The organism is Pedobacter sp. JY14-1 (genome assembly GCF_029269825.1).
In the GTDB taxonomy this organism is placed as follows: Bacteria; Bacteroidota; Bacteroidia; order Sphingobacteriales; family Sphingobacteriaceae; genus Pedobacter.
This window is the reverse complement of sequence record NZ_JARJHU010000001.1, coordinates 24,237-38,709: the sequence shown is the minus strand read 5'-3', so window position 1 is coordinate 38,709 and position 14,473 is coordinate 24,237. Positions and strand designations below refer to the sequence as shown.

The 14,473-nt window shown below is 42.1% G+C and carries 9 protein-coding genes; all 9 read left to right on the top strand.

Annotated elements, in window-relative coordinates:
• Window positions 1-41 precede the first annotated feature (41 nt).
• The 9 genes from P2W84_RS00135 to P2W84_RS00095 all read left to right on the top strand — a co-directional run bounded on the left by P2W84_RS00135 (window position 42) and on the right by P2W84_RS00095 (window position 14,452).
• Window positions 42-1,346: a FecR family protein gene (locus P2W84_RS00135; protein WP_276088060.1), complete on the top strand. Its 1,305-nt coding sequence runs from the start codon at window positions 42-44 to the stop codon at window positions 1,344-1,346.
• A 321-nt stretch (window positions 1,347-1,667) separates the two neighbouring features.
• Window positions 1,668-5,033, top strand: coding sequence for a SusC/RagA family TonB-linked outer membrane protein (locus P2W84_RS00130; RefSeq protein WP_276088059.1), 3,366 nt, complete (start codon window positions 1,668-1,670; stop codon window positions 5,031-5,033).
• Window positions 5,034-5,049: 16 nt separating this feature from the next.
• Window positions 5,050-6,507, top strand: a complete 1,458-nt coding sequence (locus P2W84_RS00125; RefSeq protein ID WP_276088058.1) for a RagB/SusD family nutrient uptake outer membrane protein — start codon at window positions 5,050-5,052, stop codon at window positions 6,505-6,507.
• Between the two features lie 57 nt (window positions 6,508-6,564).
• Window positions 6,565-9,132 carry a prolyl oligopeptidase family serine peptidase gene (locus tag P2W84_RS00120; RefSeq protein ID WP_276088057.1) on the top strand — a complete coding sequence of 856 codons (2,568 nt, stop codon included), beginning with the start codon at window positions 6,565-6,567 and terminating at the stop codon, window positions 9,130-9,132.
• A 35-nt stretch (window positions 9,133-9,167) separates the two neighbouring features.
• Window positions 9,168-11,807, top strand: coding sequence for a sugar-binding domain-containing protein (locus tag P2W84_RS00115; RefSeq protein ID WP_276088056.1), 2,640 nt, complete (start codon window positions 9,168-9,170; stop codon window positions 11,805-11,807).
• A 34-nt stretch (window positions 11,808-11,841) separates the two neighbouring features.
• Window positions 11,842-12,210 carry a hypothetical protein gene (locus P2W84_RS00110; RefSeq protein WP_276088055.1) on the top strand — a complete coding sequence of 123 codons (369 nt, stop codon included), beginning with the start codon at window positions 11,842-11,844 and terminating at the stop codon, window positions 12,208-12,210.
• 6 nt (window positions 12,211-12,216) lie between these two features.
• Complete coding sequence (locus P2W84_RS00105) at window positions 12,217-12,558, top strand: AraC family transcriptional regulator (protein ID WP_276088054.1); 342 nt, start codon at window positions 12,217-12,219, stop codon at window positions 12,556-12,558.
• Window positions 12,559-12,901: 343 nt separating this feature from the next.
• Entirely contained in the window at window positions 12,902-13,558 is a 657-nt protein-coding gene (locus P2W84_RS00100) for a Crp/Fnr family transcriptional regulator (protein ID WP_276088053.1), read from the top strand.
• Window positions 13,559-13,789: 231 nt separating this feature from the next.
• A complete protein-coding gene (locus tag P2W84_RS00095; RefSeq protein WP_276088052.1) occupies window positions 13,790-14,452 on the top strand; it encodes a DUF6266 family protein in 663 nt (220 codons plus the stop codon).
• The last annotated feature ends 21 nt before the right edge of the window (window positions 14,453-14,473 follow it).

Here is a 14,473-nt window from a genome sequence, read left to right as displayed (position 1 = left end):
TGCCGTCTTAGTATTATAAAGGCAATAGAGCCTTTTAAGGTATGAAAGAAGCTAAGGAGTTATTGGAACGGTATAGCGCTGGTTTATGTACACCGGATGAAATGCTGCTTTTGCAAAAATGGTTTCACCATTTAGGCGAAGATGAAGCTTCTGAACTGACTCCTGAGGACCTGGTCTCTGCCAGGCTGCGTTTTGAACAGCATGTAGCAGGTATTGTGAAGCACCCTAGGAAACTGAGGCTTTGGCCGAGGATTGCGGGTGTTGCAGCGGCGGTGGCGATGGTTGTGTTTGGGGTGTGGTTGTATAAGTATGAGGTTGCTTCGCAGGCTACGCAACCTCGCAATGACGTAGCGGTAAATGATGTGGCTCCGGGGAATTATGGTGCGACGATTACCTTGGCGAATGGAAAGACGATACAATTGGATAGTGCGAAGAGGGGTGTGGTTGTGGGAGGTGCCGCGGGGCTTGCTTATAGTGATAACACTTCCGTCATTTCGAACGAAGAGAGAAATCTCTTGAACAGCAAAGACAAGGGATCCCTCGGAACTCGGGATGACGGAACTCGGGATGACGGAACTCGACATGGCGGAAATAGGGATGACATTGCGCAGTTAATCGCGACGACGGCGAGAGGGCAGACTTACCAGTTTACATTGCCTGACGGAACGAAGGTCTGGTTGAATGCGGATTCAAAATTGGAGTTTCCTAACCAATTTTCTGGTAAAGAGAGAAAAATATTGTTGCAAGGTGAAGCGTATTTTGTGGTGAAGCATAATGATCAACAGCCTTTCAGGGTAGTGAGTAAAATGCCAGATGGAAAGGCGCAGGTGGTAGAGGATATTGGAACGGAGTTTAACATTAATGCGTATGCAGATGAAAGGAGTGTGAAGACGACGTTGGTTGAGGGTGCGGCATCCGTGTCGTCGTTGCTTAGCACCTCGTCATTGCGAGGAGGAACGACGCGGCAATCTCCTTTGCAGGGTGAGATTGCTTCGAAAGCTGCGCATTCTCGCAATGACGGTAGCGAAGTGCTGCTTGCTCCTGATAAACAGGCTACATTCAGCGATGGAAAGCTTACCGTAAAATCTGTTGATGCAATAGCCGCCGTGTCGTGGAGAACGGGCGTATTTACCTACAGTGCTACTCCGCTGGAAGAAGTGATGCGACAGGTGGCCAGGTGGTACAACGTAGCGGTTGTATTTGAAAAGGAATCCCTGAAAAAGGCGGTGCTGGGTGGCGCGGCAAAGCGGAGCGACCAGCTTTCGGTGATCCTGAAGACACTGGAAAGCACTGGAATTGTGAAATTTGAACTGGAGGGCAGAAAAGTAACTGTAAAAGCATATTAAAGATTGATTTGGCCTCACCAGCCACTATAGGAAAACGATCATCCCTGTAGCGAGAATCAACTAAACCATAAACCAAAAAAAACAAACCGATGAAAAGAAGTTTACACCGACAGCGAAGTTAAGACAGAAGAGAGGATAAGTAGGCAAAGAAGCCGATTTCCGATGGCAGTCGGAAACCGGCAATGGACCTGAGCCAAATCCTCGAAAACAATTGCGAACTGAATTCTTGTATTAACTCAAATCCGAACTAAAAGTATGGAAAAATATGCTTTTAACAACGGGCTGTCACCGACATGGCTGCCCAAAAAACTGATAATGGTTATGAAACTAATCATTGTGCTGATGACCACCTGCCTGATGCAGGTGAGTGCTGCGGGCTTTGCGCAGAAACTTACTTATGTAAAAAAGGGTGCTACCCTGGAACAGATCTTCTCTGAAATCAGGAAGCAGACCGGCTATTTCGTCGTTTATGCCGAAGACAAAGTAGACAAACAGGCGAGGCTGGACGTAAACTTCAGACAGGCCCAGCTGAAAGACGTGCTGGATGTCGTCAGCAAAAGCCAGAATTTAAACTACACCATCAATGAAAATAATATTGGCCTGAAGCCTAAGGAACAAGAGGGCTTTCTGGATAACATCATTGCCCGATTTCAAAGCATTGATGTCAGGGGTAAGGTGGTGGATTCGCTGGGGAATGGATTGGCTGGGGCGACGGTGAGTGTGAAGGGTGGGAAGCAGAGTACGCAGACGCTGGCGAATGGCGATTTTTATTTGAAGAGTGTGGAGGAGGGGGCTGTATTGACAGTTCAATACCTAGGATATGTTACTAAAGAAGAAAAAGCCACCATGAATTTCATTCATATTCAGCTTTCGTTGAGTACTTCCAAGCTAGATGAAGTTCAAATAATGGCATACGGGCAAACTTCACGGCGTACTTCAACTGGAAATATAACAACTCTAAAATCTTCTGATATAACCAAACAGGTTCTGACAAACCCGTTACTTGCACTCCAAGGTCGTGTTCCAAATTTGGTTATCACACCCTCCAATGGGCTTCCAGACTCTCAGGTGAAATTACAACTTCGCGGGCAAAATAGTCTTAGTCAGTTAACTTCAGAGCCACTGATAGTTGTGGATGGGGTTCCAGTAAATCATAATTTAAATGGTTACGGAAATGGCAGTTTTAATTTAACTAATATATCCGCACTATCTTATTTAAATGTCAATAATATTGAATCAATAGATGTCCTAACTGACGCCGACGCAACATCGATTTATGGATCCCGTGGGGGAAATGGTGTTATTATAATAACAACAAAAAAAGGAAAATCCGGACCGACAAATATTGATGTATCGACAAGTACTGGTTTTAATACGGTTAATAAAAGGATTGACTTACTAAACACACAACAATATTTAGAAATGCGAACGGAGGCCTACAAAAACGATGGATTGATTATTCCCGATATTAATACGCCAGTATCAGCAAGAGACATACAAAATTATGATTTGACAGTTTGGGACCAGAATAGATATACAGATTGGCAGAAGACTGTACTCGGTGGAACAGCACACCAATATAATTTTCAGGGATCCATTTCAGGAGGAATACCAACAATTCAGTATTTAATAAGCGGAAACTATGATCGAATGGGCTATGTATTTCCCGGTGAAAGTAAAACAGAAAGTGGTTCGGGTCACTTCAATATTGCAGGTCAATCTAGTAATGGAAAGTTTAGGTTAAGCTTGACAGGAGATTATGTTGGAAACACATCAAAATCAACTGGGGGAGATTTTATGATGATAGCAATGGCTTTAGCACCAAATGCGCCTAGCATTTATAAAAATGGCACGTACAACTGGGAACCAGATCCAGAGTCTGGATTAAGTACCTGGGGAAATCCATTCGCTTCAATTTTAAATGTTGCTTCTTCAAAAATGAAGACAGCTAGGGGCATAGTAGATTTAAACTATGATTTTTTAGACAATTTTTCATTTAAAACTTCTTTCGGGTTTTCAGAGGCAAATAGAAGTTCTTACAGTCCGGTAACAATCGCCTCACAAGATCCCTCAAACACAAGTGCGAGAGGTTCAGCTGGTTTTCAAGATGGCCTATCACAATCAGTAACGTTAGATCCTCAATTGCACTATAAGGAAAAAATTCTTCAAGGAACACTTGACGCTCTAATAGGTAGCTCTTGGCAAAGCCAAAGTGATGTTTTTAGAACCATCAGTGCTGGAGGCTATATTAGTGATGCTTTCCTAAAGGATATTAGTAAGGCAGAAAGTGGAAACATTTTTGTATCGAATTCAAGCAGCCAGTATAAAAGTTTTTCTTTTTTTAGCCGCTTGAATTATAACTGGCTAGATAAGTATATTATCAACCTAAACGTCAGAAGAGATGGAAGCAGTCGTTTTGGTCCTAAAAATCCTTTTGGGAATTATTGGTCCTTAGGCTCCGCTTGGCTTTTTTCCAACGAGTCGTTTGTCAAGCATAATATTGAATTTTTAAGCTTTGGTAAGTTCCGGGCAAGCTATGGAAGTAATGGTAACGACGCTATCGGTGATTATAAGTATCTTGAGCTGTTTGAGTCTTACACAGGCATTAGCTACCAAGGAATTACCCCTATAAGAAATTTAGGAGCTATTAATCCTTATTACAGCTGGGAAGATATTAGGAAAAGTGAATTTGCGGTTGAATTAGGCTTTTTAAAAGATAGGATATTAACTAGTGTATCTTATTGGCTAAATAGGTCGTCAAATCAGCTAGGTTCAATTGATCTTCCTGTTACAGCCGGTGCCACCGGTTTGGTAACTAATCAACCTGCGAAAATCCAAAATTCTGGTTGGGACTTTTTGATTACCTCAAAAAATATCGTATCAACCAAATTTACATGGGTTACAAACTTAAATTTTGGGTTTCAAAGGAATAAACTACTTTCTCTGCCAGAACAGTATACGGGGTATTTTCTAACCTATCAGTATTATAAGGATCGGAACCAAAGTCCCGTTGGACATCCATTTTCTGGAAAATTCATAGGGTATGAATTCAAAGGGATAAATTCTGAAAAAGGAACTTATGAATTCTCAAAAAAAGAAGGTGGAATTGCTGAATATGCTTTTGAAGCCTATCAAAATGCGAAAATGTTAAATGTTTCACCTCTCATTGCAGGAGGTGTCTCGAATTCTGTTTCCTATAAGGGTGTAACACTTGACTTCTTCGTTCAGATCACTAAGCAAAAGGGTAAAAATTATCTGTTCGATCCGATATTCGGAAACCCATTTGTAGGAACCAATTACGGAATCGGTCAGACCAATAGGCCGAAAGATGTAATGAGCCGATGGCAGAAGCCTGGTGATAATTCCTTAATCCAAAGATTTACGAGCCAAGGATACGCAGTTGTGGGAGATCAGTATATTGAGGTGGATGGTCCGGCATTCAATGCAAGTAATAGTGATTTAGCTTGGGTTGATGCGTCTTTTATTCGACTAAAGAATATATCTATATCATACGATATTCCAGGTGATTGGAAGAAGAAAATGAGGGTCAAAAATGCAAGTTTTATTCTTCGTGGACAAAATCTATTTACTATCACGGGTTATAAAGGTTTCGATCCTGAAACACAGAGTCTTGGTGTAATTCCTCAATTGAGAAGCGTTGTTGCCGGAGTTAATCTTAGTTTTTAACATTAAATTATGAAAAATGTATTTAAATAATCTAAAACTTTTCGTACTACTTGCATTTCTCATGTATTCGTGTTCTACTTTAAGCGGCTGTAAAAAACTGGTTGAAGTAGAGTTGCCGATTGATAGAAATACGGCCCAAGAGGTTTACAATAGTCAAATTCTAACTTCCCACGCGATTACTGGAATATATTCAAGACTTGCCCAAGGAAACGATTTTGTAGGATCTACCCTTGAGCTATCTGTTTCTCCATCTTTATTAGCAGACGAGATAAAGCCATTTACTAATGAATCTACAGACAGAAAGTACATAAATAACTTAAACGGCGACAATTCTTTTCTTCTTTGGAACCCCGCTTATAAGGAAATAATCTATCCGTTGAATTCAATAATTGAAGGTGTTGAGAACTCCAAAAAATTGCCTAATGAATTCAAGAATAAAGTGTTAGGCGAAGCCAAATTTACAAGGGCATGGATATATTTTTATTTGGTTAATTATTACGGTGATATACCGCTAGTCTTATCAACTGATTTTAAGGTTAATAGTAATCTAAGTCGGTCTTCTAAAGACCAGGTTTATGCCCAACTTGTCAAAGATCTATCTGACGCACAATTACTTCTCGATAGCAAATACTTGGCAATTGATCTGATTTCTTCGTCCGAAGATAGAATCCGACCAAATAGGGGCGCAGCTACAGCCTTACTTGCAAGAGTAAATCTTTATCAGCAAGAGTGGGCTAAGGCAGAAGTGGAAGCTACAAAATTAATTGAAGATAAAATCAACTTTGATACTGTGGCGCTAAATAGCGTTTTTCTTAAAAACAGTAAAGAAGCAATATGGCAATTGCAACCAAATCCATCTGACCAAAATGGTAATATAAATACCCCAGATGGCCGTACGTTTCTTCCTTCTAAGGCAAAATTTAGACCTCTGTTTTTCACTTTAACAAATATCTTATATGACGATTTTGAGTTTGGAGACCAACGTAAGGTTAAATGGATAACCCAAACAAGTATAGCTGGTATTAACTACAATATTGCATTTAAATATAAACTAGGAAATAAAGACTATAGCACGAATTCTGAACAACAAGAATATACTACCGTATTAAGATTAGCTGAACAATATCTTATACGATCGGAAGCAAGGGCACATCAAAACAATTTAAGCGGGGCACTATCTGACTTAAACGTAATTAGAAAACGTGCAAGTTTAGCTCCAATAACATCTGGCTCCCAGGAGGAGATTTTAAAGCTAATAATGCACGAACGGAGAGTTGAATTTTTTACCGAATTTGGTCATCGATGGCTTGATTTAAAGCGTACGACTACAATAAATGAGGTAATGGTGAAAATATGCCCCCAAAAAGGAGGTGTTTGGGCACCATTTAAGGCTTTGTTACCTATTCCGTTCAATGAATTTAGGACAAATCCCTCATTGAGGGGGCATCAAAATCCGGGCTATAGTGAACTATAATTTTATTTTTTTTGCACATAGGTGAGGCTTGAGGCCTCACCCTATTTGAATAATAATATGTTAAAATATATCTTGACAATAGTGATGTTCTTTGCGGCCACTATTGGCACAGCACAGAAGAAAACAATTACCTATAACAGTGCTGAAAACTGGGACACTCTAGTAGACTACAATGTTTCTAGTGACGGAAAATTCATATGGTACGTTCAACTTAAAGGTATCGACAAACATCAAGTAATACTAGCTTCAAGCGCTGGGGCCATTCTTAAGATCTTTAATGACTCCTATGTGCCTGAATTTACTGACGACAGCCGATACTTGTTAGTGCAGTCAAAATTTGGTGAAATAAGTCTAATTGATCTGAAGACGCTTAAAAGTAGAATAATTAATAGTGTCGTCAGGCCCAGGTATTTAGTTCTAAAAAAGCAACGATCTCTCGCATACATATTTCGAGATAGCTTAATCTTACACAATTTAATAGATAATTCCATAAAGCCAATTTGTCCGGCGACATCATTTTCTATCTGTGGACAAAATATAATCACAAAATCTAAATTCGGACTTCGATACTTTAATATTGAATCTGGGAGCGATTGGATAGTACATGCTGGTCATGTGGGTGAATTTACACTTAATAAAGCCGGAGATAAATTGGCGTTTTATTACAAAAAGAGCGACAAAAGTACGGTTGCTATTTTTGATTTAAATTCACATCATAAGACTATTTTGGTAGATGATGATTCGTTTGAAAGAAATGAACAAGTCTACCTAGACGGGGGATTTTTGTCATTTAGTCCTGATGGACGGTTTGTTTATTATAAGGTTAGAAACCTACAGATCTTATCCCAAGACAAAGATGTACTAACTAAATACCTCAATTTATGGAGTTATAAAGACATTCAGATACAACCTGCGCAACTATTTGCAAAGGATGAGATCAACAATCGAAGTTACTTGCGAGCGCTCCCCGTTCATGGCGGAAAATCTTATAAGATTGAAGATGAGAATAGAATGTTAACATCAAGCAACTTGTCAGATCGCTATATACTCTTAACGACTAGAGTCAATGAATTTGAAAAATTCTACGATACATCTCAGATTTCAAAATATACAATACTTGATTTAGTTGCTAATCGAGAAATGGTGCTTCCAGCAAGCCATAAGCCTGAGAATATAGAAAATGTAACAATGTCTCCTAATGAAAGCAATATTTTCTGGAACGATGAGGCAGGGTCGCTCTTCTTTTACTCTTTGATTCATCGACTAACTTTCAATATTAATTCAATTTTAAAATCAAATCTCAAACTGTCTGTAGTATCTCGCTTTCAAAAATACGAAAACTGTGTTGTAATTGGTGATGGTTATGATTTGTGGAAGTTAAATCTAGAAACATTTGAGGTAACAACTTTAACTCACGGAGAGGGTAACGTTAATAAAAATCATTTTAGATTAGCACTGCCAGATAGGTTAGATAAAGATATAATCCTAATCGGGATGAACGAAGTCACTAAAAAAAACGGCTTTTGGATTGCAAACGCCTCCGGTCTAAAAAAGTTGTTTGAAGACGATTGCTTATTCTATTATAGCGGTTTGGTCAATGCCCCAAAAGAACTTATAAAGTCGCGTGGTAGCGGAGTATATCTAATTACAAAACAGGATGCATCAACCTCGCCCAATTTGTATGTATCAACTGACTTGAAAAAATTTAAGCTTGTTAGCAATATTTATCCGGAAAAAAGATTTGCATGGCTGAGATCAAAGTTGGTGAGTTGGGAAGTTCCAGGCTTCGGTATGTGTCAGGGTATATTATACAGTCCCCAAAATTTAGACCCTAACAAAAAATACCCCATCATTTTTCATTATTATCAGGAAAGAAGTAATGAACTCCACTACTACCTAAAGCCATCCTTAAGTTATGGGGATTTGAATATCCCATTTTATGTAAGTAATAATTATTTGGTGTTTGTGCCGGATATTTCTCCACGTGCTGGAAAAATGGTAGAGACAATTGTGTCAACAGTCGAGTCTGCTGCGAAAAGCTTATTGAGATCCTACCAATGGATCGATTCAACCAAAATGGGCTTACAAGGTCATAGTTTTGGTGGTTACGAAACCAGCCTAATTGTTGCGAATTCAAGTCTTTTCGCTGCAGCTAATGCTTCTGCTGGTATGTGTGATGTAATTAGTGACTATAATGATATAAGATTTGGGGATGTCCCAATGCATTACTATTACGAGCGTGGCCAAGGAAATCTAAACGCGACGCCATGGGACAAACCTGATATTTATGTCAACAGCACGGTGATTTTTCGAGTTAATAAAATCACAACACCTCTATTATTACTGAATAATAAGAACGATGGAAACTTTTTCAGGCAGGGTATCGAACTGTTTAATGCACTTAGGCGACTTCGGAAGCCTGTTTGGATGCTTGACTATAACGCCGGACATATTTTAGATACGAAAGAAGCTGAGGCCTTAGATTTCACAATTCGCCAACAGCAATTCTTCGACTATTACCTTAAAGATAAACCCGCTCCATTATGGATGGTCGAAGGCATTCCGGCAAAATACAAAGGAATTAAATCCGGCCTCCAGCTTGACTCACTAAACCGAACGCCGTAGTCACAAACAAGTAAAAACAAAAAAATAGACACCAAATGAAAGCACTAAAAACAGCGCTTCTAGCGCTAGCTTTGCCCTTTATTTTCCGAAATACCAGCGAAGCACAACAAACCTGGAGGACTCAGCCTAACCTAATCCAAACCAGATGGGCAAAGCAAGTAAGCCCCAATAATGCACTAAAAGAATACCCAAGACCACAGTTGGAACGTAAAAGCTGGCAGAACCTGAACGGGCTTTGGGAATATGCAATTACAAAGAAGGATGTCGATATACCATCCAACTACGATGGAAAGATACTTGTTCCTTTTCCCATTGAATCATCCCTTTCCGGAGTGAAACGTGAACTATTGCCAAACCAGAACCTATGGTACAGGAGAACAATAGAGCGTTCTCTCTCTTCGCTCGAGATGACGAACAAGCGAATACTGTTACACTTCGGTGCAGTAGATTGGCAGGCTACCGTCTACCTGAACGGAAAAGAGATAGGAAGCCATACTGGTGGCTATACCGCTTTCAGCTTTGACATCACTGAAAAATTGAAAGCAGGAAAAAACGAGCTGACCGTAAAAGTCTATGATCCGACAGATAAGGGAATTGGCCCTCATGGTAAACAGGTACTTAATCCAGGCAACATTTACTACACGCCAAGCAGCGGCATCTGGCAAACGGTTTGGTTGGAGACTGTACCGGAGGAATACATTGAAGGATTGAAGATCACACCGGATGTAGATAAAGGAGAGGTTAGCGTAGAGGTTAATGGACCGGCTAATGTTGCTGTCGAAGTAAAGGCGTTTGATGGTAAACAAGAGATTGCTTCGTCGCGCACTCCTCGCAATGACGACAAGATCACATTAAAGATACCCAACGCGAAGCTCTGGAGTCCGGATGATCCCTTTCTTTATGATCTTGAAGTTACTTTAGGAAAGGATAAAGTAAAAAGCTACTTCGGTATGCGTAAGATCAGTGTGGGTAAAGATGAGAAAGGTATTGACAGGATCATGCTGAACAACAAACCCTACTTCAACCTTGGAACACTTGATCAGGGCTTCTGGCCGGATGGCTTGTATACTGCTCCGACAGATGAAGCATTAGCTTTTGACATCAAAGCCATTAAAGCAATGGGGTTCAATACCATCCGCAAACACATCAAAGTCGAACCCGCAAGATGGTACTACCATGCTGATAAACTGGGTATGGTGGTCTGGCAAGACATGGTAAACCCAAACCAATCATTGCCTGAAGGCTCAAAACCAGCTTTTGAACAGCAAAACAAGGAAACGATAGTGCAGTTGTACAACTACCCAAGCATTACCACATGGGTCTTGTTCAACGAGAAATGGGGACAATATGACCAGGCAAGGTTAACAAAGGAACTGAAAACTATGGACCCAAGCAGGCTGGTGAACGGACACAGCGGAGAATACCTGTATGTAAATAACCAACTACGCTCACCAAGCCCTGACGCTTATGTAAATGCGGATATGACCGATGTGCACAGCTACCCAAATCCAATGATTTCGGAAAAGCAGGCAGGTAAAGCAAGGGTGCTGGGCGAATTTGGCGGCATTGGTGTACCCATAGAAAACCACCTTTGGGATGATACCAAAGCAGGCTGGGGTTATGATGGTATCGTTACACCACAAAAGATGAAAGCGCAATATTCGGCAATGGTTGATTCACTGGTGAAATTAAAAGAACAGGGTTTAAGTGGATCGATCTATACCCAACCGTTTGATGTGGAGACGGAGCAAAATGGCATCATGACCTATGACAGGGAGATCATTAAGCTAAAACCGGAAGACTTAAGAACTATTCATGCTAAACTTCAGCCAGTAACGGCAAACTATCTAAGTGCAACCAAAGGCTTCACCGCTAAAGTAGCAGATACTGTAGGCAAAACCTACCAGGAGAGACTGGCAGAATATAAAGCAGGCAAGAATGACCAGCAGTTTTTAAGGAACCTGGCTTTAATGGCAGTGGCTCAAAAGGATATTGAGCATGCAAAAGCAATTGCTGGGCGTTACATAACCGGACTAAAAGATCCGTTTATAGAACCAAATCTCAACTTCATCTTGATGTTTACCGCAACGGAAGCAGACCCAGGGCACAAACTGATTATGGAAAACCTGGACAGACTTTCAAAAGTGAATGGACCCAAAGGAGCGCTTCGGTATGCTCAAAATATCATTTTCAAAACGGAAGTTTCTCATTTGCTGACTGAAAACCCTGACTGGTCAGCAGTAGATGCTATAATTAAAAAGTATCCGGCACTGGACGGAGAGCTGATTGTTGGGCTTTCTGTAATTAGGTACAGAAATGCGGTCGCTCAAAAACAACAAAATGCAACGAGGAACCTGGTAGAAGCCGCGACCTGTTACGATGATAGGTATAACGGAGGAACTTATAATGACTGGTCATGGCAGCTCTTTGAAAGTACAAACGACAAAAAGGAATTGGAAAAGGCTTTGGAGTGGAGCGGGAAATCTCTTGTCGAAGAGCCAAAAAGTGCAATGTACATGGATACCTACGCCAATCTGTTATATAAACTTGGCAGAACGCAAGAAGCCATTGAATGGGAAAAGAAAGCAGTAGCACAGGACCCGAATGAACAGGTATTCAAAGACACATTAGAGAAGATGCAAAAAGGACTCGCAACCTGGCCGGAGACAAAATAACATTTCTAGAGAATTCATTATCAAACATTAGTACATGACCATACCACAAGCAATTGAACATTTGATCAGCAAAAAGCCTGGTATCCGGCGGAGCCAGGTTGCCGAGGCACTGAACCTGACCCAGGGTTCCTTATTGAAGATCATGCGGGAGGAAAAGGACCTTCCTTTCCTGGCCGCGGTAAAACTGCTCGACTATTTTAAGATCTCCTTCGAGGAGTTTGTCGGCATGCTGAGCCGGGAGCAGCTGGAGCAGCAGGAGATTTCAAGGCTGAAACACGCCAGGAGGATGGAGCGGCGCAGAGCCGAAGGCGATATCATAACCACAGTGCGTGCGGATGAGCTGGAGCACATCACCGGACTGGAACTGATGACCACGGTAATGGAGGTGCTGCGGGGTGAGTGATTGGGTATGACCAGCGAGTTGGAAATTCTTCTTGAACAGCATTTCCGCGAGCAGCGGCACCCGGAGTTTTATGCGGCGAGGTTGAATACGACACTGTATGTGTTGAATGGGTTTACGAGGAGGCGGTTTGGCAAGACTGTTTATGAGTTGATTCAGGAGCGGTTGCACCGGGAGGCGCTTCATCTCCTCATACATTCATCCCTAAAGGTAAGCGAGATTGCGTATACGATCGGTTGTTGTGACCATGGGCATTTTACCAGAAGTTTTAAGAGGAGGGAGGGGGTTTCACCGGCACGTTTCAAGAGATCTCTCGCTGCGCTCGAGATGACGGGCGGAAGCTTGAGATGACGGTTATTTTGTGGGGTGAGAACGACTTATGAAAGATAAGGCCGTAACGGATTGTTATGGTCTTATCTTTTGCTTTTATATTGTTGATAATCAATAAATTAAATGTAAAAATTATGCTCTTTTTTCTTTGTTTTTACAACTGAGGGTTATACTTTTGCGGCCATTCAGGAATCGATACTACACCATGCGTTTACAAATATTGATCAACTGCTTCCGGGGCTGGCGGCAGGAACGGCGTTCTGCTGTTATCAGAAATTGACGGCTTTCAAATTATAGGGAAAAAATGGGAATGATTTAACATGGCTACGAAGTATCCGTTTATTGGATTTAATAATTTATTACTATGAGAAATAAAACTATTGTACCCCTGCGTGCTGAAGAAGAACTGGATTGGAAAAACAGCACCATAGACTACCTGAAGGGTTTACTCGATAAACCCTTTCCAAATGCCTTAGGGCAAGACCTGATGCATGCTGACGCGCTGATACCGGTGCGTCACTTTAAGGGCGATTTGTTGTTGCAGCCCGGGAAAAATGTGGATACCGCCTGGTTCCTGAGAAAGGGCCTGGTAAAGATGTATTATTATACGAAAGATGGGAATTGCGTATTGGTGCATATCTGGGATGGAAACAGCATCGTTGTGCTGTTCCGTAAATTTAAGACGGGCAAAAGGAACCGCAAGTATTACATAGAGGTAATGGAGGATAGCGAGCTGGTGGGAATTAGCAGTGCTACGATGCAACTGATCTATGCGCAGCATCCTTTTGCCCAGGAACTGACCGATGAGATACTGGCCAGACAGACCCAGCAGGAAGAACTTCAGAAGGAGATCTTGCAGATGACCGACCGAAAGGAACGCTACAAGCGGTTGAAGGAACTGTTCCCTGAATTCCTGGTACACAGGAAGTGGAGGCTTACCAATGCAGAGATATGTATGTTTATCGGCATTTCCGTCGGAACACTGGCAGAATCAAGGAAATTGTATCCTGAAGGGGTATAGAAATAGCAGAGAAGGGTCTCAGGAATGGAACCTTTCATGCAAAAGCAGCCCTTATCTTTGTGCCGTTGAATGATTGCCGCTGAAGCATCTTTCGACAGGCTTCCTGAAAGGGAGCGGAGGACCGGGGCCTTGTTCCCGGTCCTTCATCTGATCATCTAAGCTGGTATCGTTGTTAGCCACAGCTATAAAAAGGCTTGCAATCGTCATGAACCCATTTAAAAATTAGAAATTATGGGAAGATTTAAGCAAGGAATTCTGGGTGATGTATCAGGATTGGTTGGAAATGCTGTGTTTACGACATGGCGTGGACTTGATGTGGTAAAGGAGCGCCCGACGCCCACCACTAAGCCGGCTACGCTGCCGGTGCTGGCCGCAAGGGCCAGTTTTAAATTAATGACCGGGTTTATGAACGAGGATTGCGCACCGCTGTTTGCAGTGGGTTTCCAGTCGGTTGTTAAAGGGATGACGCCTTTTAACAAGGCGCTTTCGCTGAACCGCAAGGAGGCGGTGACGGGTGTTTACCCTGCGCTGTCGATTGATTACTCCAAGGTGGTGTTTGCGCAGGGGAGACTGCTTTCGGTAATGGCTCCGGTGCTGGCGACGACTGTGGATGCGCAGATTGATGTGAGCTGGGAGAACAATGCTCCGGCTGCGGTGGTGCCGCCTGACCCGCTGGACCCGAATGATGACAAGGTTACGGTTGTGGCGTATTGCCCGGTGAAGATGGGATGGGCGATTAAGCAGGGGGCTGCTGAGCGGAGCGCTGAGGGTTATGATTTGCAGGTGCCTGTGTCGTGGGCTGGTTCTATGGTGCACGTGTGGTGTTATTTTGTGAGGAGTGACGGGAAGAAGGTGAGTGATTCGGAGTACCTGGGGGTTGTTGAGGTGCAGTAGGGGTGTGATGAGGGGGATTTC

Bases quoted from the DNA above. Each gene is read 5' to 3' on its own strand.
- P2W84_RS00105 (WP_276088054.1), top strand. From the start codon at position 12,217: ATGACCAGCGAGTTGGAAATTCTTCTTGAACAGCATTTCCGCGAGCAG.
- P2W84_RS00095 (WP_276088052.1), top strand. From the start codon at position 13,790: ATGGGAAGATTTAAGCAAGGAATTCTGGGTGATGTATCAGGATTGGTT.
- P2W84_RS00110 (WP_276088055.1), top strand. From the start codon at position 11,842: ATGACCATACCACAAGCAATTGAACATTTGATCAGCAAAAAGCCTGGT.
- P2W84_RS00135 (WP_276088060.1), top strand. From the start codon at position 42: ATGAAAGAAGCTAAGGAGTTATTGGAACGGTATAGCGCTGGTTTATGT.
- P2W84_RS00115 (WP_276088056.1), top strand. From the start codon at position 9,168: ATGAAAGCACTAAAAACAGCGCTTCTAGCGCTAGCTTTGCCCTTTATT.
- P2W84_RS00100 (WP_276088053.1), top strand. From the start codon at position 12,902: ATGAGAAATAAAACTATTGTACCCCTGCGTGCTGAAGAAGAACTGGAT.
- P2W84_RS00130 (WP_276088059.1), top strand. From the start codon at position 1,668: ATGAAACTAATCATTGTGCTGATGACCACCTGCCTGATGCAGGTGAGT.
- P2W84_RS00125 (WP_276088058.1), top strand. From the start codon at position 5,050: ATGTATTTAAATAATCTAAAACTTTTCGTACTACTTGCATTTCTCATG.
- P2W84_RS00120 (WP_276088057.1), top strand. From the start codon at position 6,565: ATGTTAAAATATATCTTGACAATAGTGATGTTCTTTGCGGCCACTATT.